Below are 18,912 nucleotides of genomic sequence, written 5' to 3'. Positions count from 1 at the left end.
ATCGGGGCGCATCTGGCGCTGTGACAGAACGAGATGATTAGTGACTGGCTTCCAAGGGGAGTTATGGCGCAGTTTCCGCTCTGTCCTGCAATGTCAGAGTCGAGGAAGATATGTCGGTATCCGTCAGTCGTCCCATGCGTCACATGGGTACACGTCTTGTAGCAAAGTGCTCCATGGGGGCATGGCTTCTGCTAGCTGCAACGCCGATTATTGTCGTGGTCTGCGCTATTCACGGTTGAGACACGGCTGGATTGGGCCTGAGAACCTGTCAGGCTTATCTTTTTTACTGTGACATAAAAAAAGCCCACTCTCCACGATGAAGAATGGGCTCTGGAATTTTTCCCGAAAGTAAACTCGGACGTTCAGGCGTCTCCGTTATCCGGCACCATAATGCTGACGGCAGCAGTCGCTGCAATCCCTTCTTCGCGGCCTGTGAAGCCGAGACGCTCGGACGTGGTGGCCTTCACGGAGATACGGCTGACATTCACTTGCAGCAGCTCTGCCAGACGGTCCTGCATCGCCTTGGCATGAGGGCCGATTTTCGGGCGTTCGCAGATCAGAGTGATGTCCGCGTTGACGAGGAAGCCGCCACGGGCACGGATACGTTCGCCCGCATGAACCAGGAAGCGGGCGGAATCCATGTCTTTCCACTCGTTGTCCGTGGGTGGGAAATGACGGCCAATGTCGCCCTCAGCCAGCGCACCATAAATGGCGTCACACAGCGTGTGGATGCCAACATCGGCGTCTGAATGACCGGCCAGACCCTTTGTATGGGGAATTTCGATGCCGCAGAGGATCAGCTTGCGGCCTTCCTCGAATGCGTGGACGTCATAGCCAAGCCCAACGCGGGGCAGCAGGTTGCCGTCGATTACACCTTCAAGACGCATCAGATCCTCCGCAACTGTCAGTTTGATATTATTGTCCGAGCCCTGAACGATGGCGACCGGATGGCCTGCATGTTCCAGCAATGCGGCATCATCGGTGCGGGCATCACGTTGGGTTCGGTGAAGTTCGAGCAGGGTCGGGAAGTGAAAGCCCTGCGGGGTCTGTGCGCGCCACAGGCCTTCACGGGAGACGGTATCGACAATGATACCGTTTTCCACTTTCTTAATCGTATCGCTGACCGCAACGGCAGGGATAACACCGGCATGGGCCTTCAGTGCCTCAATGACGTTCTGAACCACCTCGGGCGGCACGCAGGGGCGTGCTCCGTCATGGACAAGCACGAGATCCGGGGGTTCTGCCAGATTAGCGAGCGTTTCCAGTCCGTTGCGTACACTGTCATGACGCTCTGCGCCGCCTGATACGGGCGGCAGAACATTTAGGCCTGCCAGACTGTCAGCCAGCAGTGGGTCATCTCCTACGGGAAGCAGGATATCCACGTGTGGAAGCAGAGCTTCAGCGGCACGGCGGATGACGGGTTTTCCCCGGAGCATTCGGAATTGCTTGCTGGAGCCCTCACCTTCGGGGGAGCCAGCTGCAAAACGCCGGCCACGACCGGCGGCGAGAAGAAGGGCAGCAATACGCATGCGCGCAGGAATGGGCTGCCGGGCGCGCAACGTCAAGGGTAGGTATCAGGAGTTAGTGCAGCAGCCCGGCTTCGTGGGGGCTGTCGAGGCTGAACGTGGGGATATGCACGTCAAAGCGCTGGCCTGAAACCGGCTCGAGCATGTGGTACGTGCCGCGCATGAAACCGCTTGGCGTGGTGAGCATGGCGCCAGACGTATAATCATACTGGTCTTTCGAACCGATGATGGGCTGTTCTCCAACAACGCCATCTCCGTGAACGTGCTCAGTCCGTCCAAGGCCATCCACAATTTCCCAACTCCGGGAAATCAGCTGGAAGGTGTCCTTCCGACCATTTTCAATGCAGATATGATACGCCCACGCAAAGCGGTGGTCTTCCGGCTGGGACTGGTCGTCCAGCCAGAACGTGCGGACGGTTACGGTCACGTCGTCCGTTATCTGGCTGAAGCGGGGGGCGTTTTCCATGGCTTCGGCCATTGCCGCTTCCGGATCAGCCAGGAGATGGGGTTGGGATGACTTGTCAGGCATAACGCCATTCTAATGTCATCCCGAGCCTTTGTCAGGAAAACTTATTTTGCAGCGTGAGCAGCAGCGGCACCGGCGGTGACGTCAGCAATCAGATCGGCTGCATCTTCCAGACCAACGGAAAGACGAATCACGCCGTCGGTGATGCCCAGACGTGCGCGTTCATCTTCGCCAACACGCATATGCGTTGTGGTTGCCGGATGCGTGGCCAGACTGCGGGCGTCACCCAGGTTGTTGGAAATTGCGATGAGACCGAAGGCGTTGAGGCATGCGAAAGCACCGGCCTTGCCGTTCTCGACTTCGAAAGCGACGAGCGATCCACCGTTGCTCATTTGCTTCTGAGCAAGTTCATGCTGCGGATGATCGCTACGGCCTGGATAGCGGACATTCACGACGCCCGGCAGGCCAGCAAGTGCATCTGCGACATCTGCCGCATTGCGCGCCATGGCTTCGGTCCGGAGCTTGAGAGTTTCCAGCCCCTTCAGCAGCACCCATGCATTGAACGGAGACAGCGCGTTACCCGTGTTGCGGGTGAAGGGCTGGAGGGTCTCCTTGATCCATTTGTCGCTGCCCAGAACGGCCCCCCCTAGAACACGGCCCTGACCATCAATGTGCTTCGTGCAGGAATACAGCACCACGTCAGCGCCAAGCTTGAGGGGAGACTGTCCGATGGGGGATGCGAACACATTGTCCACCATCAGCAGCGCGCCTGCCTTGTGAGCAAGGTCTGCGATGCGCTGGATATCGAGAACGTCCAGCATTGGGTTCGACGGGCTTTCGATCAGAACAGCGGCTGTCGGGCGGGACAGCGCGCGCTCCCATGCCTCATAGTCATCACCATCAACCAGCTCCGTCTCAATGCCGTAGCGCGGCAGCAGGCTGGTGACGATCCAGTAACAGGACCCGAAGATGGCGCGGGATGCGACGACGCGCTCCCCGGTTTTCACATGGGCCAGAAGAGCCGAAGAAACGGCACCCATGCCTGTAGAGGTCGCAATGCAGGCTTCAGCCCCTTCGAGAAGAGCGAGGCGCTCTTGCAACGTGTCGACAGTAGGGTTGCCGAAGCGGGAATACTGGAAGTGCTCAACGTCACCCGTAAACGTCGCTGCAGCCTGTTCGGCGCTGTCGTAGACAAAGCCCGATGTCAGGAAGATGGCTTCGGACGTTTCACCGAATTCAGTGCGGTTCGGTGCGTCGTGCAGGAGACGGGTGGCAGTACGCCAGTTTTCTGAAGACATAAATCAGTCCCTCCATAAGGTTTCCACCTGGATAGGCGGAAAGCATGTGGCGGGCCGTGGAAGTCCTGGGAAATCTTGGATGGAAAACCGCAGGGCCTCTTTAGCGCAGTTATTTATCCTCGCCGCAAGCCGGCCGCTCAAATCACGAGGATGAAACGGTCTTTATGTCCATTTCACGAGCGGACTATGGGCCGAGGAGTGGTTTTGCGTCAACACCCCTTCGGCATGGATTGCAGAGGCGCGAAGGGGGGGATATAAGCAGCGACGTCGCGGGTGTAGTTCAATGGTAGAACGGCAGCTTCCCAAGCTGCATACGAGGGTTCGATTCCCTTCACCCGCTCCAGACTTTCCTGAAAATTGTCAGTTCGGCCCGTTCATCTTGGGCATTGGTGGCGCGCTCAAGGTGTCTTGATATTCGTTGCCGTCCCAGATCCACTTGTCGTTCTTGCCGACCAGAAGATCGTGCATGCCTTTGTGGCGTGTAGGGAGAACGGAAATATCACCGTTCACAGAATCCAGAACCGTCTTCCAGCTGTCGTTATGGCGCAGATACACGGATGTGGTGCAGCCAGCAGACCCACAGAGGCGAGCAGACTGAAGCTGAACGAACAGGGCTTCATCATTCTTGCCTGCGGATAGCGGGGCAGAGCCGACGAGCACGACCGGATGATCGTGATGCTTGGCGGCATCTTCCAGATCGTCCGTGTTCAGTTTGCGCGCATCAATATCAAGCTGCGTGCCTGGATGGGCAGACAGGATAACCGGTGCGGCCCCTGTCCCCACGGCGTTAGCCCGACGCGTATGATGCGTCCGGTGATGCGTTGTCGCAGCGCTCACCGTTGCGGCGACCGAGAGGGCTGAGACTGTAAGCAGCGCCAGATGGCGAAGCCGGATACGGGAAAGAATCTGCTGGATCGTCATGATGTTATTCTTAACACGGAATTAAGCCTGTCGATCCATTGGAGATTTCAGGTTTATTCGTGGCGAAGGGTAATAACCAGCACATCACGATAGGCAGGCTTGTCTGCATCCTGTGGCGTGACGGCTGTCACGCCATGATAAACGCGATGATCGTCCACAATTGCAGCATCAAATGGCTTGGTCAGGGTGAATGAGCCCAGAAGATCTTTCTGGTCATCGTGAATTGTCGTCACACCCTGCTCGACGTTGTGACGGCCGATCATCAGGACGAGCACCCAGTCTACGCCATCGCGATGCATGCCTTCCGGGGTAGGGCGCCCCTCACTGTTGGGGTTCGCTTCAATGCGGAACTGGTGAACCTCTGCGTGCCACGTTTCAGGGCGTGATTCGGAGGGTGTCAGGGCATCTGCGAATCGGCCAATTGTTCGAATGGCTGCCAGCATGGCGGGATGAGTGGCAATCGCGTCTTCAATCGGTCCGAACCAGCGCTCGATGCCGCCATTGAGCAGGTTGTGATCCCGGCTCTGATAGTGAGGCTGATTTGGTTTGCGCGTGATGTTTTCGGAACTGACCGTAAAGGTCGCATAGCGACGGCGGCGGTAGCGGCCCCCATCGGCCATGTAGAGATCAAGGCCGAGGTCGTTCCAGCTGGCGGCAAAACTGTCCCAGTCTGTCAGGCCTTCGTGCTCCAGAAGCGGACGCATGGTATCCGCCTGGAGGAATTTGAAGCCCTTGTCAGACAGGACGTTTTCGACCCGCTGCATGGTCTGATCGAACGTGGAAGGCAGATGTGCGTCGGTCATGTCCGCTCACTTGGTGATGCCACGGCCCGACGGTCACATCTGTCGGGCGATTTCAGGCGCCGAGGTCTGGCTTTACGGGAGAAAGATGCTCTTTCGCCGTCGTGCAAGCCGTCTTTACCAGACCCACGATACCAGCCTGATGCTGGCGGTACAGCCCTTCGTGAATGAGGCGTGCAAACAGGCCAGACAGCAGACCCCCACCAAAGCTGCGGTTGGCATCCAGCATACCCCAGCCGTTATAATCACCCAATGCCACGACAGCGCCGCGATCATTGTAAACGAATGGTGCAGGTGTCTGGCCGGCAATGATCTGCGGCAGGACACGCCCGACATACTGGCCCTGCTGGCGGGCAGCCTGAGCAGTGGGGGCTACTGGCGCGGCGTCGATGCGGGCGCAGTCGCCAATCGCGAAGATCTTGGCGTCTTCAGTTGTCTGAAGCGTCTGTGTCACACCAAGCTGCCCTGCACGGCCGCGTTCCAGGCCATCAAAGAGGCCTGTGGCATCAGAGGCGCGAACACCCGCAGCCCAGACCCGAAGGGTCGCAGGAATCTGCTCGCCGGACTTGAGATTAAAGCCATGCTCGTCAGCGCCAACAACCATGGCGCCCGTACGCACAGAAATGCCAAGCTTTTCGAGCTGGCTGGCTGCCGCCGTGGACACGGCTTCTGGGAAGGCGGGAAGGATGCGCGGCCCGGTTTCAATCAGGACAGCATCAAGACCCGTTTTGCGAACCGACGGGCCAAGGCCGGGCGCTTCATCAATGGCTTTGCAAAGCTCGGCAGCGAGCTGAACACCCGTAGCGCCACCACCAACAATACCGAGGCTCAGCTTCTGACCAGCAGCGCGCGCTGCCTGAAGAGCCTTGCGAAATTCGGAGTACAGAGTGTCTGCGTCATTGAGACTATCAATGAAACGACAGTGATCGACGATACCTGGAATGCCGAAGTCATTGGCGCGGGAGCCCAGAGCGACAACCAGATAATCGTAGGGGAGGGTGCTCCCGTTTTCGAGCGTGACTGTCTGAGCGGTACGGTCAACGGCGGTGGGCAGGCTCTGGACAAAGCTGAAACCGAATTTTCCAGCCGTTTCCGCGAAAGGAATACAGTTGCCGTCGTGCTGCATCGTGCCTGCTGCAAATTCATGCAGGGAAGGCTTCCAGTAATGGACCGGACTGCGGTCAACGAGTGTCACGGCTATGTTGTTTCGGCGACCAAGGGCCGTAGCAGCCTCAAGACCTCCGACACCGCCACCGAGAACAACGACACGAGTTGCAGCAGACATGGACAGTTTCCTCATACCAAGCGCCCGCCAATTGGAGCGATACCTGTGCTAACGGGAGGCGGAGGGCTGCACAACCCCCGCTCCCGCTCTCGTGTTGATCGCTCTAGCTGCGGTAAGAACCATTGATGTCGATGTAGCCATGGGTCAGGTCACACGTCCACACGCGGGCCTGTCCATCATCAAGCCCCATATCGACTGTAATTTCGATGTCCTGGCCCTTCATGTGTGCGACGACCGGGGCTTCATCGTAGTTCTCGACAACGCCGCCATCGCGCGCGATCCAGGTTCCGCCGATGGCGACGGACAGAAGGTCACGGTCTGCGGGTTCACCACTCTTGCCTACAGCCATCACGACACGGCCCCAGTTTGCGTCCTCACCAGCGATAGCCGTTTTGACCAATGGCGAGTTAGCAATTGAGAGCGCAATGCGATGTGCGGAAAGATTGGAATCTGCACCGGTGACTTCAACGCGGATCTGCTTCGTCGCCCCTTCGCCATCCCGGACAACCAGCAGGGCAAGCTCCAGAAGCAGGTCATTCAGGGCGAGGGTAAATTCGGCGAGAGCGGGATCGTTGACGTCATCAACGGCTGGATTATCGGCCAGGCCGGTTGCGAACAGCATCAGGGTGTCTGACGTGGAAGTGTCCGAATCGACTGTGATGGAGTTGAAACTCTGCGCGCAGCCAGAGGCCAGAAGGGACTGGAGAACATTCTGGGGAAGCTTCGCGTCCGTCGCGACATAGGCCAGCATCGTGGCCATGTCGGGGGCGACCATTCCAGAACCCTTGGCAATACCCTGAAGGCGAACCGGCTTGCCACCAATCGTCACGTCACGACGTGCGGCCTTGGGGAAGGTATCCGTCGTCATGATGGCGCGGGCAGCCTGTGCCCAGTTATCTTCCGAGAGGCCAGCCTGGGCAGCGGGCAGGGCCGCAATAATTCTGTCTTGAGGAAGTTTTTCCCCAATGACGCCTGTCGATGAGAGGAAAACGTCCTGCGGAGGGCAGTCGAGCAGCTTGCTCACCGCGTCTGCACAGTCTTCGCAAGCCTGAATGCCGGCCCGTCCTGTGAAGACGTTGGCGTTTCCGGCATTGACCAGAAGAGCACGCGCATAGGGAGTTGTCTGGGCCTGACGGCACCACAGGATGGGTGCGCCAGGGCAGGCGTTCTTGGTGTAAACGCCTGCGACAATCGTGCCGGGGACAAACTCCGCGAGCATCAGGTCTGTTCGTCCCTGATAGCGGACACCCGCGGCGACGGCGGAAAGCCGAACACCAGCAACCGTTGAAAGGTCCGGAAGAGGACGGGCCAGCGGAGAGACGGGGATCGGCTTTGCCATGGTCTTAGTCTTACTTCTTGACTGGAGCCGGTGCCGGAGCGGCCGTGACCGGCTTGCCCTGTGCGTCGAAGTGAACAACCTTCACCTGGGATTCAGCCTGCTGAACGATCTGGCGAACCTTCTCGCGGATCAGTTCCTGACGGACCTGGTCGTGGATCTGGTCAAAGCTCGGGATCGGAGCCGTGCGGGAGCCCAGAACCTGGATCACGTGGTAACCGTACTGCGTGTGAACCGGCGTCTGGGAGATGGTGTTCGGCTTCATGGAGAAAGCGGCTTCAGAGAAGGCCGGCAGCATGTCGCCCTTCTTGAACCAGCCCAGATCACCACCATTGGCACCAGCGGAGCCCTTGTCCTTGGATAGCTGGCCAGCAAGCTTGGCGAAATCAGCGCCCTTGTTAAGCTGGGCGATGATGTCCTTGGCCTGAGCTTCCGTCTCTACGAGGATGTGGCGAGCGTGGACTTCCTGCTCAGGCTTCTGGTTGGCGTAATGCGTCTGGTAGTAGTCGTGCAGGGCAGCATCCGTAATCTGCGGGCCAACCTTGGTTTCAAGATAAGCATTCTGCAGCGCGCTGTTGGCGGCGTTCTGCATGGCTTCCTTGACTTCAGGCTTGTTGGTCAGGCCTTCCTTGCCGGCGGCAATCTGGATTGCCTTCTGATCGACGAGCTGGTTGACCAGCAGCGGGATCAGCATGGATGGCTGAAGCTGACGAGCCTGCGGCGGCAGGTTTCCAGCAGCCTGCTGAACGTCACCCAAGGTAATTTTTTCGCCGTTAACGGTTGCAATCACCATGTCCGGGTTCGGAGCAGGTGCGGCAGCCGGGGCCGGAGCGGTTGCAGCAGGTGCGGCGGGAGCAGCAAATGCGAGGGGAGCCGAAACCGACGTGCCAGCCAGAAGAGCTGCACAGGCGAGAGTGGAGCGGGAAAGCCGCATGAAAATACCTCGGACCATAAAGAATAAGAAAAACCGAATGGACTGCACCATGACAAAGGCCGCTCAACCCTGCAAGTGCGCGCACCCTTACCATTCCGTCACGTAGCGGAAATGGGTATTTTGAGGGCCTTCTCTGGTCCCTCTCCATTGACCCATGGGCACACGGGTCCTATCTCCACCTGACGTGAAAATCGTCATTGCCCGGTTTGGGAGGTCTTTCCGATGGTGGAAAGAGCTTTTCCGGCCGGGTGCTCGGCATCTCAAGGTTCAGCATGTTCGCACGCCTCGCACGCGCCCTTTTCGGCTCCGCCAATGATCGTTCGCTCAAGGCGTATCAGCGCCGTGTGCCGGAGATCAACGCTCTGGAGCCCACGGTTCAGGGGCTCAGTGACGAGCAGCTTCAGCACAAGACTGTAGAGTTCAAGGAGCGGGTCGCCCAAGGCGAAACCCTTGATAAACTGCTGCCTGATGCTTTTGCCGTCTGCCGTGAGGCCTCTCGCCGTGTTCTGGGCAAGCGTCATTTTGACGTGCAGCTGATCGGCGCGATGGTTCTGCATGACGGTCGTATTGCGGAAATGCGGACTGGTGAGGGCAAGACCCTTGTTGCAACGCTGGCTGTTTACCTGAATGCGCTCTCCGGTAAGGGTGTGCATGTTGTGACGGTGAACGATTATCTGGCCCGTCGTGATGCCGAGGAAATGTCTGTTCTTTACAGCTTCCTCGGTCTGACAACCGGCGTGATCATCCCGAATCTGGGTGATGAGGAACGTCGTGAAGCTTACGCAGCAGATATTACTTACGGAACGAACAACGAGTTCGGGTTCGATTATCTGCGCGACAATATGAAATATTCGCTCGGCGACATGGTGCAGCGTCCGTTCAACCACGCGATCGTGGATGAGGTGGATAGCATCCTGATCGACGAAGCCCGGACGCCGCTGATCATCTCTGGCCCGGCAGATGATAGCTCCGACCTTTATCGGACAGTTGATGCTGTTGTGGCCAAGCTGGTGCTGGAGCCGGAAGCTTACGATAAGGATGAGAAGCTGCGCAGTGTTACGCTGACGGAAGCTGGCTCACACCGTATCGAAGAACTCCTGAACCAGGACGGTGTTCTGCAGGAAGGTGGCCTGTACGACATTCATAACGTGGCTGTCGTTCACCACGTTCAGCAGTCGCTTCGCGCCTATACGCTCTTCACGCGGGACGTTGATTACATCGTCCGTGACGGCAAGGTGATCATCATCGATGAATTCACCGGACGTATGATGGATGGCCGTCGTTATTCCGATGGCCTGCATCAGGCGCTGGAAGCGAAAGAGCACGTCGAGATCCAGCAGGAAAACCAGACGCTCGCATCCATCACATTCCAGAACTACTTCCGCCTGTATCCGAAGCTCTCCGGCATGACTGGTACGGCTATGACGGAAGCGGATGAGTTCGCCGAAATCTATAACCTGACGGTTGTTGAAATTCCGACGAACCGTGCCGTCAAGCGGATTGATACGGACGATGAAGTCTATCTGACTGCGGGCGAAAAATATAACGCCGTTGCAGATCTGATCCAGGAAGTGAGCGCCAAGGGGCAGCCAATTCTGGTGGGTACGACGTCCATCGAAAGAAGCGAGTACCTTTCCAGCATTCTGGATCAGCGCGGCATCAAGCATAGCGTGCTCAATGCGCGTCATCATGAGAAAGAAGCTAGCATCATCGCGCAGGCTGGTGCGCCGGGTGCCATTACGATTGCCACGAACATGGCGGGTCGTGGAACGGATATTAAACTGGGCGGCAACATCGAGATGCTGACCCATGCTTACACGGATGGGATCGAGGATGACGCAGAGCGTGCGCGCATCACCGAAGAAATCCGTGCAGCCGTTGAAGCCAATCATGGCGCGGTTCATGAATCCGGCGGCCTATATGTCATTGGGACGGAGCGTCATGAGAGCCGTCGTGTTGATAACCAGTTGCGTGGCCGTTCGGGACGTCAGGGCGATCCGGGGAATTCCCGCTTCTTCCTGTCCCTCGAAGACGATCTGATCCGCATTTTCTCTGGCGACCGTATGGGCGCGATGATGCAGAAGATGGGCCTGAAGGAAGGGGAGGCGATTGTTCACCCCTGGCTGAACAAGGCCGTCGAGAAGGCTCAGAAGCGTGTTGAAGCCCGTAACTTCGACATGCGCAAGAACACGCTGAAATACGACGACGTTATGAATGACCAGCGCAAGGAAGTGTATTCCCAGCGCAAGGAATATATGTCGTCCGAAGATCTGTCGGGTGTGATTGCGGAACTGCGCCTGCACACCATTGAAGATCTGGTTCACGCCCATATTCCTGAGAAATCCTTTGCCGAGGCCTGGGATACGGCCGGGCTTACGGCTGAAATTTCCCGCGTCCTGAATCTTGAGCTTCCGATCGCTGACTGGGCGAAGGAAGACGGCATGGACGCTGACAGCGTGATCGAGCGCGTGGAAGCTGAAGCCCAGAAGGCTCAGGCTGCCCGGACGGCCAATATGGGGCCGGACCTCATGCGCATGATCGAGAAGCAGGTTGTTCTCACCACGTTCGATGCCGTCTGGAAAGAGCATCTGCATGGGCTGGATCAGCTTCGCCAGGGTATCGGCCTGCGTGCGTATGGTCAGCGGGATCCGCTGAACGAATACAAGCAGGAAGCCTTCCAGATGTTCACGGCGATGCTGGATGATATGCGCCTGCGTGTGACGCAGACGATGTGCCGCATCCAGGCTGTGAGTGAGCCGCCGCCGTATCCGGTGGTCGATAGCTCAGCACACCATGAAAGCTTTGAAGCGCCGCCAGCAGCGCCTGCACTGACGCAGCCAGAGCCTGTAGTGAGCTTTGCAGCGCCGCAGGTACAGTTTGCGGCTGCGGGCTCAGTTAACGAGCCGGATGCAGCGACGCTTCAGCAGTGGTATGAAGAAACGCCGCGCAATGCGCTTTGCCCGTGTGGCTCGGGCCAGAAGTTCAAACACTGTCATGGCAGGCTCGTCTGAGCCTCTGACACCCGTAGAGGAAGGAGCGACCGATGGCCGGTCATTCACAGTTTAAGAACATCATGCACCGTAAAGGTGCGCAGGATGCCAAGCGCGCCAAGCAGTTCGCCAAGATCCTGCGTGAAATCACGGTTGCAGCGCGGTCCGGTCTACCTGACCCGGCATCCAACCCGCGTCTGCGTGCTGCTGTCACCGCAGCGCGTGAAGCAAATATGCCGAAAGACAATGTCGAGCGTGCCATCAAGAAGGCATCTGGCGCTGCTGGTGGCGAAGACTATGTGGAAGTGCGCTACGAAGGCTACGGCCCGGCTGGCGTGGCGATCATCGTCGAAGGTCTGACCGACAACCGGAACCGGACGGCCGGTGAAGTTCGTGCAGCGTTCTCCAAGCATGGCGGTTCGCTGGGTGAATCGAACTCCGTGTCCTTTATGTTCCAGCGTCTGGGTGTTGTGACGTATCCGGTCGATGCCGCCTCTGAAGACGAGATGCTGGAAGCCGCCATTGAGGCTGGTGCGGATAATGCCGTGCTGACCGAGGAAGGGCACGAGATCACCTGCGAGATGGAGAACTTCTTCGCAGTGCGTGACGCTCTTGAAGGTCGTTTCGGCGAGCCACAGTCCGCCAAGCTCGACTGGCGCCCGGAAAACAGCATTTCTCTGGATGAAGAGAAGGCCCGGACAGTTCTGAAGCTGATCGACGTTCTGGAAGATAACGACGATATTCAGGCTGTTTACGCCAACTTTGATCTTCCAGACGATGTGGCGCAGGCGCTCGCCGCTTGATCCGTCTGATGGGAATAGACCCCGGCCTGCGTTTCATGGGCTGGGGAATTATTGATGTGGATGGCAACCGCCTGAAGCATGTGGCCTCTGGTGTGATTGCGACAGATGGTCATGAATCGGTTCCCCTGCGGCTCTGTGAGCTGCACGGGAAACTCCAGAACCTGATCCGTGAGTATGCTCCCGCCGAAGCAGCGGTTGAGGAAACTTACGTGAACCGCAATGGCTCCTCCACGCTCAAGCTCGGTTATGCCCGCGGTGTGGCGCTTCTGACGCCCGCTTACGAAGGCCTCCCGGTAGCGGAATATGGCGCTATGACAGTCAAGAAATCTGTTGTGGGAACCGGGTCTGCCACGAAGGAACAGGTCACGATGATGGTGAAGCGGCTATTGCCCGGCGTCGCCATCTACAAGGCCGATGCTTCGGATGCGCTGGCTGTAGCGATCTGCCATGCCCATTATCGTGCAAGCGCGGCCTATGTAACGGCTGGAAGGCGGATGGCGTGATTGGACAGCTTACAGGGCTTGTCGGGCAGATCGAAGGAGAGCGCTGCATTGTTGACGTCAATGGCGTTGGTTATGTGGTGTCAGCGTCAACACGTACACTCTCATCCGTTCCGCAGCCTCCGGAAGTCGTGCGTCTCCTGATCGAAACCGTTGTTCGGGAAGACGCGATCCTTCTGTATGGGTTCGTGACAACGGACGAACGCGAGTGGTTCCGCCTGTTGACGACTGTGCAAGGTGTGGGCGCCAAGGTCGCGCTGGCGATCCTTTCGGCCAACTCTCCCGGTGAGCTTCTCTTGGCAATCAATGCCGGCGATCGTGGCTCTCTGACGCGGGCGGCAGGTGTCGGCCCTCGTCTTGCCGATCGAATTCTGAGCGAACTTCGCAACAAAGTCGCCAAGATGCCCGGTGGTGGCGCCTCCGCCCCGATGCCAGGCGTGGTGACCGGGCCAAGCGTCGAGAATGATGCGCTTCTGGCTCTGGCTGGTCTCGGCTTTCGGCGGGCAGAGGCCTGGCCTGTTCTCAGTCGTGTTCTGGCCGAAAACGAAAATGCCTCGCTTGATCTGGCAATCCGCCTTTGCCTGAAGGATCTCGCCCGATGAGCGAATTTCGTGAAACGGACGCCGCACGTTTGCCGGATGATATTGCCGAAGGTGGCTTGCGGCCTGAAACGCTCGCGGATTTTACAGGGCAAAAAGCAAGCCGTGAAAATCTGGCTATCTTCATCGAGGCAACAAAGGCCCGTGGAGATGCTCTGGATCATGTGTTGCTGCATGGACCGCCAGGTCTGGGCAAGACCACGCTGGCGCAGATTGTAGCGCGTGAACTGGGCGTTGGATTCCGGGCGACGTCTGGGCCGGTGATTCAGCGCGCTGGAGACCTTGCGGCAATCCTGACAAATCTCCAGCCTCGTGATGTGCTGTTTATCGATGAAATTCATCGCCTTCAGCCGGCAATTGAGGAAATTCTCTATCCGGCCATGGAAGATTTCCAGCTCGACCTGATTATCGGGGAAGGGCCGGCAGCGCGTTCGGTGCGGATTGATCTGGCGCCATTCACGCTTGTAGCCGCCACAACCCGTGCAGGTCTGTTGGCAACGCCTCTTCGGGATCGTTTTGGTATCCCTTTGCGGTTGGTGTTCTACACGCCGGATGAGCTGCGGGCGATCGTATCACGCGGAGCCACGAAGCTCGGGGTTCATCTGAATGATGACGGAGCAGAGGAAATTGCCCGTCGCTCTCGCGGCACGCCCCGTATTGCGGGCCGTCTTCTGCGCCGTGTTCGGGATTTTGCGCTTGTCGCAAAGAAGCCGATCATTGATCGCGCGACGGCGGATGCCGCACTTTCCCGTCTTGAAGTTGATGAGCGCGGTCTGGATGCGATGGACCGGCGCTATCTTCAGCGTATCGCAGAGCATCACCATGGTGGCCCTGTGGGTGTTGAGACGCTGGCTGCCGGTCTGGCAGAGGCACGTGACACACTGGAAGACGTCATCGAGCCTTATCTGATTCAGGAGGGGCTCATCCTGCGGACAGCGCGGGGGCGCATGTTGGGAGAGGCTGGGTGGAGACATCTGGGCCTGAACCCGCCAGCGAGCCAGGTTGATCTTCTGTCCGGGCTCGACGACGACACGGCAGGCTGAAGAGCCACTGCCAATGAGCGGAGAAACTGATGGCAACGCATAAGATCCGTTTCCGGGTTTATTACGAAGACACGGATGCAGGTGGCATCGTCTATCATGCCCGCTATCTCGGCTTTGCGGAACGTGCGCGCAGTGAAGCCATGCGCGATGCAGGGGCTTCGGTGACGGAGCTTCTGCGCGATTTTGGTCTGGCGTTTGTCGTGCGGCAGGTTGGGGTGCGGTATCGCGCGCCGTTGCGACTCGATGATGAAATGGAAATCGAGACAGCACTGGTTGCAATGACGCCAACGCGGTTGAAACTTGAACAAACTGTTCGAAACAGCACGAATGGCAACGAAACCGCCGTCGTCATTGACGTAGAGCTGGCGTGTCTTTCTGCCGAAGCCATGAAACCTGCCAAAATTCCGCCTCGGTGGTGTGATGCTGTTCGAAAACTCGAGGCTGGAGAGGTCTGACCCACTTTCCTGTTTCCTCACGAAGTGCAATGGAGAGTCCTGACCCGTAAGGGACAGGATCTGGACAGGAGAGAACAGTGGATCATGAGGTAAGTTCGAGTGCGCTTGGGGCGGTCGGTGCGGCCGGTCTGTCGCCTCTGGACCTGTTCCTGCACGCGTCCATCGTCGTTAAGCTGGTCATGGTCGGGCTCGTCCTGTGCAGTGCAGGCGTGTGGGCGATCATTGCGGAAAAAATCCTTCTGATGCGTCGCGTCAATCGCGAAGCAACGGAATTTGAAGACCGTTTCTGGTCCGGCGGTTCGCTGGACGACCTTTACGAATCTGATGGCGCACGCCCGACACATCCGATGGCTGCCGTGTTCGGCGCTGCCATGGGCGAATGGCGTCGTTCGGCACGGATTGTCGGAATTGATCTGGCGCGCGGTGGCGTGCGGGACCGTATCGACCGTGCCATCAACATCACCGTTTCGCGCGAAAACGACCGTCTGGGTCGCCGCGTGATTTTCCTTGCCACGATTGGCCCGGTTGCGCCGTTCGTCGGACTGTTCGGAACGGTCTGGGGTATCATGCATGCGTTCGGCTCGATCGCTGCCATGCACAACACTAACCTCTCCGTTGTGGCTCCGGGTATTTCCGAAGCTCTGTTCGCAACGGCGATCGGTCTTGTGACCGCTATCCCGGCCTATGTGGCCTATAACGTCATCAGCAACTCGCTGGACAAGTTCGCGGACCGCATGGATGCGTTCGGGACCGAATTTGCCGCCATTCTTTCCCGTCAGTCGGAAGAACGTGCGGACGAGACGTCCAGCGGGAAGGCCTGATCCATGGGGATGTCCGCTGGAGGAGGTGGGCGTATGGGTGGCCGTCGTCGGCGCCCCGCGTCTGAGATTAACGTTACGCCGCTTGTGGACGTCATGCTGGTGCTGCTCATCATTTTCATGGTGACGGCGCCGATGATGACCAGTGGCGTCAATGTCGATCTGCCCAAGACGGATGCCAGCCCGGTCAATGCTGACACCAAGCCGATCACGGTTTCCCTGCGCAACGATGGTTCGTTGTATCTGGGGGAAGACCCGATCACACCCGAGCAGCTTGTGGACCAGCTCAAGGTCCAGTCCCAGAACGATCCGAACCATCGGATCTTTGTCCGGGCTGATGCACATATCGACTATGGTCGCGTGATGCAGGTCATGGGACAGATTACGTCTGGCGGCTTTACGCATGTGGCACTGCTGGCTCAGCAGCCTCAGAGCGGCCAGTAAGAGGACACCGCAGTGGTGCGTCCACGTCGTTCGGACAGGCGTCGCTTTCGCAACGCGCTTCTGGGTTCAGTCGGTGTCCATGCGGCACTGATCCTGTACCTGGTTGTGCGGATCCCGTTCGAGAAACCACCTGAACCGCCGGAGCCTCCGGCGGTGCAGATGGAATTTGAGGAGGCAGGGCCTCCCACCCATCCCATCAAGGCTGACCATCCGGCTCCGAAGCCGGCTCCTGCGCCTGCGCCCGTGAAGAACGAGGCTCCTCCGTCTCCGACGCCTCCTCTGAAGGCGCCGACGGAAGAACCACCTCCGCCTCCACCGCCGCCGCAGCCGGTTCCGCCAGCGCCTGAGACCAAGCCTCAGCCTCTGCCGCCGACGAAGCTTCCGCCCAAGATCACGGAGCCGTCGCCTGAGCCTGTTCCTGCGTCTCCGCCGAAGCCGTCTCCGCCGTCTAAGTCTGCAATGGTGGCTCCCCCGAGCCCGCAGACACAGAAAGCTGACAAGCTGCCGGATACGCCGAAGTTCTCGCATCTGACCCAGCCGAATGCGTCCAAGAATACGCAGGCGGACAGTCACTCCCTGCTGGCCACACTGGATAGTTTCCGGTCTGACCAGAAGCAGACGCATGCACCCAAGGCGAAGGCCAATCCGCCACAGGGTGGTGCGCCGGATGGCGGCGGTGTGCCGAATGGCGATATCACCAAGTCTCTGTCCATGGCGGATCAGAAGGCGATCGGTGGCTCCGTGCGGCGTTGCTACACGGAAGACACGGAAGCGCGGAACTATGCGAGCTTTGTCGCGCATCTGATTGTGACGGTGGATGCAACGGGTGAGGCGCGTCTTGTGAAGTATGCTCCGGATACGGCAGCGAAGATGGCGGCAGATCCGTCCTATCGTGTGCTGGCGGAGCGTGCGCGGGACGCGGTTCTGAGCCCGACCTGTGCCCATCTCCCCATTCCTTCCAACCTGCTAGGCCAGACGCATCAGCTGCGTTTTGTCTTCAGGCCGTAAACCCTAGAGGAATCATCATGACCTTCATTTCCGATTCCGAAGCTGATGCTCTGAGCGCGCTGCTGTCGCGCCGTTCCATCCTCGGTGCCACAGCCGCGGCTGGTGGTCTTCTTGCAACCCCGCTTTCCGCGTTTGCACAAGGAACTGCGGCCGGTGGGGCTGGGGAAGCTGAAATTACCGTAGATCAGGCCCGTCAGGCGCCTATCCCCATTGTCATTCCGAGCTTTGGTGCCGGAATGGGTGAACAGATCTCCAGTGTCATTTCTTCCGATCTGGCTGGAACCGGTCTGTTCAAGGTGATGACAGGCGATGTGTCACCTACGGGCACTCCGGACTTCAGCGGGCTCAAGGCTCAGGGCGCACGCGCTGCTGTTGCGGGGCGCGCAATCGGCTCCGGCAGTGTTCGTGTGGAAATGCGTCTGTGGAACGTTGTAGCCGGCGAGCAGCTTCAGGGCACGGCCTACACCGCCTCGCAATCCAACTGGCGTCGGATTGCTCATATTATTGCTGATGTGATCTATGAGCGGATGCTGGGTGAAAAGGGGTACTTCGATACCCGTATCGCTTATATTGCCCGTACGGGTCCACGCCGCCATCAGATCACCCGTTTGGCGCTGATGGATCAGGACGGGTTCAATTCCCGGATGCTGACAGGCGGCCAGTGGCTGACCCTGACGCCGCGCTTTAATCCGGCGCGCGATCAGGTTGCGTTCATGTCCTATGCGAACAACCGTCCGCGCGTGTATCTGTTTGATCTGGGCTCTGGCCGCCAGCAGATGCTGGGTGAGTTTGACGGCATTTCCTTCGCGCCGCGCTTTTCTCCGGATGGAAGCCGCGTTGTTCTGTCTGCAACGCGTGGTGGTGGATCTGACATTTTTGTTGTGGATCTGGCTTCTCGCAGCAAGCATCAGATCACCAGTTCTGGTGGTGCGATTGATACCAGCCCGTGCTTCAGCCCGGATGGCAGCCAGATCGTGTTCAACTCCGATCGTGGCGGTAGCCCGCAGCTTTACATCATGGGCGCATCGGGCGGTGGTGCACGCCGGATTTCCTATGGCTCTGGCCAGTATGGATCTCCGGTCTGGTCACCTCGTGGCGATCTGATTGCCTTCACCCGTATTGGTCACGGTGGCTTCTCGTTGGGCGTCATGAACCCTGACGGAAGTGGCGAGCGTATTCTGACGCAGGGCTTTACGGTTGAATCGCCGACGTTCTGTCCAAATGGTCGTGTTCTGGCGTTCTGCCGTCAGAGCGCCTCTAGTGCGGGCGGAGCAGGGTTCTCATCTGGCATCGGTACAATCGACATCACGGGCTTCAATGAGCGCCCGATCCGTACGGCAACGGGTGCGTCTGACCCGGCCTGGTCTCCGCTGAACGGCTGAGCAGGTTTCTACCTCCCTGCTGGCGATGGTCAGCGGGGAGTATTCCCCCGAGAAGGTCTGGAGCGATTGCTCGACCGTAGGGGCATAAAAGACCAATTCCGCTTTTGGAATAGGCGCGAAAGAGCTTCGCGTGGAGTCGATTTGAGGTGTTTTCCTCTGACGCCAGAGTCCAGCTTTCCATCGCATCTTCTATAAACTGACTTTAGCGCCCTAGTTGTCGGGCACAATGTGCCACGCAAGCTACGCTTGGCTGATGCGCAAGTCTTGCATGATGATAAGGCGATTAAAGAATATTCAGCAAAGC

General features: G+C 58.5%; 19 protein-coding genes, 1 tRNA gene and 1 riboswitch. Of the genes, 12 read left to right on the top strand and 8 right to left on the bottom strand.

Annotated elements, in window-relative coordinates; translation table 11 throughout:
• Positions 1–110 precede the first annotated feature (110 nt).
• Positions 111–239: a hypothetical protein gene (locus tag KP708_RS15940; protein ID WP_015072348.1), complete on the top strand. Its 129-nt coding sequence runs from the start codon at positions 111–113 to the stop codon at positions 237–239.
• A 123-nt stretch (positions 240–362) separates the two neighbouring features.
• Here KP708_RS15940 and KP708_RS07450 read toward each other — a convergent pair whose 3' ends face one another.
• From KP708_RS07450 to metZ, 3 genes are read right to left on the bottom strand one after another with little or no spacing between them, the layout of a single operon-like run.
• Positions 363–1,529 (bottom strand): bifunctional 2-C-methyl-D-erythritol 4-phosphate cytidylyltransferase/2-C-methyl-D-erythritol 2,4-cyclodiphosphate synthase, encoded by a 1,167-nt coding sequence (locus KP708_RS07450; RefSeq protein ID WP_215749434.1) that lies wholly within the window; start codon positions 1,527–1,529, stop codon positions 363–365.
• Positions 1,530–1,581: 52 nt separating this feature from the next.
• The gene (gene apaG / locus KP708_RS07445; RefSeq protein ID WP_086634393.1) at positions 1,582–2,055 is read right to left on the bottom strand and encodes a Co2+/Mg2+ efflux protein ApaG; all 474 of its coding nucleotides are present in this window, start codon (positions 2,053–2,055) and stop codon (positions 1,582–1,584) included.
• A gap of 41 nt (positions 2,056–2,096) precedes the next feature.
• Positions 2,097–3,290 (bottom strand): O-succinylhomoserine sulfhydrylase, encoded by a 1,194-nt coding sequence (gene metZ, locus KP708_RS07440; RefSeq protein WP_064273847.1) that lies wholly within the window; start codon positions 3,288–3,290, stop codon positions 2,097–2,099.
• A 79-nt stretch (positions 3,291–3,369) separates the two neighbouring features.
• Positions 3,370–3,449: riboswitch (SAM riboswitch) on the bottom strand.
• A 110-nt stretch (positions 3,450–3,559) separates the two neighbouring features.
• On the opposite strand from metZ, the gene KP708_RS07435 reads away from it, so the two are divergent.
• A tRNA-Gly gene (locus KP708_RS07435) sits at positions 3,560–3,633 on the top strand.
• Positions 3,634–3,650: 17 nt separating this feature from the next.
• Here the strand turns inward: KP708_RS07435 and KP708_RS07430 are convergent.
• From KP708_RS07430 to KP708_RS07410, 5 genes are all read right to left on the bottom strand, one after another.
• Positions 3,651–4,211, bottom strand: a complete 561-nt coding sequence (locus KP708_RS07430; protein ID WP_202206406.1) for a hypothetical protein — start codon at positions 4,209–4,211, stop codon at positions 3,651–3,653.
• A gap of 53 nt (positions 4,212–4,264) precedes the next feature.
• Positions 4,265–5,014, bottom strand: coding sequence for a 2OG-Fe dioxygenase family protein (locus KP708_RS07425; RefSeq protein WP_211499954.1), 750 nt, complete (start codon positions 5,012–5,014; stop codon positions 4,265–4,267).
• Between the two features lie 52 nt (positions 5,015–5,066).
• The gene (locus tag KP708_RS07420; protein WP_215749053.1) at positions 5,067–6,296 is read right to left on the bottom strand and encodes an NAD(P)/FAD-dependent oxidoreductase; all 1,230 of its coding nucleotides are present in this window, start codon (positions 6,294–6,296) and stop codon (positions 5,067–5,069) included.
• Between the two features lie 103 nt (positions 6,297–6,399).
• Positions 6,400–7,635, bottom strand: coding sequence for a bifunctional glutamate N-acetyltransferase/amino-acid acetyltransferase ArgJ (gene argJ / locus KP708_RS07415; RefSeq protein ID WP_046899945.1), 1,236 nt, complete (start codon positions 7,633–7,635; stop codon positions 6,400–6,402).
• 10 nt (positions 7,636–7,645) lie between these two features.
• The gene (locus KP708_RS07410) at positions 7,646–8,566 is read right to left on the bottom strand and encodes a peptidylprolyl isomerase (RefSeq protein ID WP_099211107.1); all 921 of its coding nucleotides are present in this window, start codon (positions 8,564–8,566) and stop codon (positions 7,646–7,648) included.
• Positions 8,567–8,838: 272 nt separating this feature from the next.
• Between KP708_RS07410 and secA the strand changes: the two genes are divergently transcribed.
• From secA to tolB, 10 genes are all read left to right on the top strand, one after another.
• Entirely contained in the window at positions 8,839–11,577 is a 2,739-nt protein-coding gene (gene secA, locus KP708_RS07405) for a preprotein translocase subunit SecA (RefSeq protein WP_215749052.1), read from the top strand.
• 32 nt (positions 11,578–11,609) lie between these two features.
• The gene (locus KP708_RS07400; protein WP_046899943.1) at positions 11,610–12,359 is read left to right on the top strand and encodes a YebC/PmpR family DNA-binding transcriptional regulator; all 750 of its coding nucleotides are present in this window, start codon (positions 11,610–11,612) and stop codon (positions 12,357–12,359) included.
• Positions 12,356–12,862: a crossover junction endodeoxyribonuclease RuvC gene (ruvC, locus tag KP708_RS07395; protein ID WP_046899942.1), complete on the top strand. Its 507-nt coding sequence runs from the start codon at positions 12,356–12,358 to the stop codon at positions 12,860–12,862. The genes KP708_RS07400 and ruvC overlap by 4 nt, the downstream gene beginning before the upstream one ends.
• The gene (gene ruvA / locus KP708_RS07390; protein WP_046899941.1) at positions 12,859–13,461 is read left to right on the top strand and encodes a Holliday junction branch migration protein RuvA; all 603 of its coding nucleotides are present in this window, start codon (positions 12,859–12,861) and stop codon (positions 13,459–13,461) included. The genes ruvC and ruvA overlap by 4 nt, the downstream gene beginning before the upstream one ends.
• Positions 13,458–14,501, top strand: a complete 1,044-nt coding sequence (gene ruvB / locus KP708_RS07385; protein WP_215749050.1) for a Holliday junction branch migration DNA helicase RuvB — start codon at positions 13,458–13,460, stop codon at positions 14,499–14,501. The genes ruvA and ruvB overlap by 4 nt, the downstream gene beginning before the upstream one ends.
• 29 nt (positions 14,502–14,530) lie before the next feature.
• Positions 14,531–14,956: a tol-pal system-associated acyl-CoA thioesterase gene (gene ybgC, locus KP708_RS07380; protein ID WP_046899939.1), complete on the top strand. Its 426-nt coding sequence runs from the start codon at positions 14,531–14,533 to the stop codon at positions 14,954–14,956.
• A gap of 77 nt (positions 14,957–15,033) precedes the next feature.
• The gene (tolQ, locus tag KP708_RS07375) at positions 15,034–15,777 is read left to right on the top strand and encodes a protein TolQ (protein ID WP_046899938.1); all 744 of its coding nucleotides are present in this window, start codon (positions 15,034–15,036) and stop codon (positions 15,775–15,777) included.
• A gap of 3 nt (positions 15,778–15,780) precedes the next feature.
• Positions 15,781–16,218, top strand: coding sequence for a protein TolR (gene tolR / locus KP708_RS07370; RefSeq protein WP_046899937.1), 438 nt, complete (start codon positions 15,781–15,783; stop codon positions 16,216–16,218).
• A gap of 12 nt (positions 16,219–16,230) precedes the next feature.
• Positions 16,231–17,226, top strand: a complete 996-nt coding sequence (locus tag KP708_RS07365) for an energy transducer TonB (RefSeq protein WP_215749048.1) — start codon at positions 16,231–16,233, stop codon at positions 17,224–17,226.
• 17 nt (positions 17,227–17,243) lie between these two features.
• Positions 17,244–18,608, top strand: coding sequence for a Tol-Pal system beta propeller repeat protein TolB (gene tolB, locus KP708_RS07360; RefSeq protein WP_215749046.1), 1,365 nt, complete (start codon positions 17,244–17,246; stop codon positions 18,606–18,608).
• Positions 18,609–18,912 lie beyond the last annotated feature (304 nt).

This window comes from Gluconobacter sp. P5H9_a (assembly GCF_018812085.1).
Lineage (GTDB): Bacteria > Pseudomonadota > Alphaproteobacteria > Acetobacterales > Acetobacteraceae > Gluconobacter.
The sequence above is the reverse complement of the archived record's forward strand: the minus strand, read 5'-3'. Positions and strand labels throughout refer to the sequence as shown.

What these genes read in the sequence shown, in the direction of transcription:
- tolR (WP_046899937.1), top strand. Translation starts at nt 15,781, where the DNA reads ATGGGGATGTCCGCTGGAGGAGGTGGGCGTATGGGTGGCCGTCGTCGG.
- apaG (WP_086634393.1), bottom strand. Translation starts at nt 2,055, where the DNA reads ATGCCTGACAAGTCATCCCAACCCCATCTCCTGGCTGATCCGGAAGCG.
- KP708_RS07400 (WP_046899943.1), top strand. Translation starts at nt 11,610, where the DNA reads ATGGCCGGTCATTCACAGTTTAAGAACATCATGCACCGTAAAGGTGCG.
- KP708_RS07450 (WP_215749434.1), bottom strand. Translation starts at nt 1,529, where the DNA reads ATGCGTATTGCTGCCCTTCTTCTCGCCGCCGGTCGTGGCCGGCGTTTT.
- KP708_RS15940 (WP_015072348.1), top strand. Translation starts at nt 111, where the DNA reads ATGTCGGTATCCGTCAGTCGTCCCATGCGTCACATGGGTACACGTCTT.
- ybgC (WP_046899939.1), top strand. Translation starts at nt 14,531, where the DNA reads ATGGCAACGCATAAGATCCGTTTCCGGGTTTATTACGAAGACACGGAT.
- tolB (WP_215749046.1), top strand. Translation starts at nt 17,244, where the DNA reads ATGACCTTCATTTCCGATTCCGAAGCTGATGCTCTGAGCGCGCTGCTG.
- KP708_RS07425 (WP_211499954.1), bottom strand. Translation starts at nt 5,014, where the DNA reads ATGACCGACGCACATCTGCCTTCCACGTTCGATCAGACCATGCAGCGG.
- secA (WP_215749052.1), top strand. Translation starts at nt 8,839, where the DNA reads ATGTTCGCACGCCTCGCACGCGCCCTTTTCGGCTCCGCCAATGATCGT.
- metZ (WP_064273847.1), bottom strand. Translation starts at nt 3,290, where the DNA reads ATGTCTTCAGAAAACTGGCGTACTGCCACCCGTCTCCTGCACGACGCA.
- KP708_RS07430 (WP_202206406.1), bottom strand. Translation starts at nt 4,211, where the DNA reads ATGACGATCCAGCAGATTCTTTCCCGTATCCGGCTTCGCCATCTGGCG.
- KP708_RS07420 (WP_215749053.1), bottom strand. Translation starts at nt 6,296, where the DNA reads ATGTCTGCTGCAACTCGTGTCGTTGTTCTCGGTGGCGGTGTCGGAGGT.
- ruvB (WP_215749050.1), top strand. Translation starts at nt 13,458, where the DNA reads ATGAGCGAATTTCGTGAAACGGACGCCGCACGTTTGCCGGATGATATT.
- KP708_RS07410 (WP_099211107.1), bottom strand. Translation starts at nt 8,566, where the DNA reads ATGCGGCTTTCCCGCTCCACTCTCGCCTGTGCAGCTCTTCTGGCTGGC.
- argJ (WP_046899945.1), bottom strand. Translation starts at nt 7,635, where the DNA reads ATGGCAAAGCCGATCCCCGTCTCTCCGCTGGCCCGTCCTCTTCCGGAC.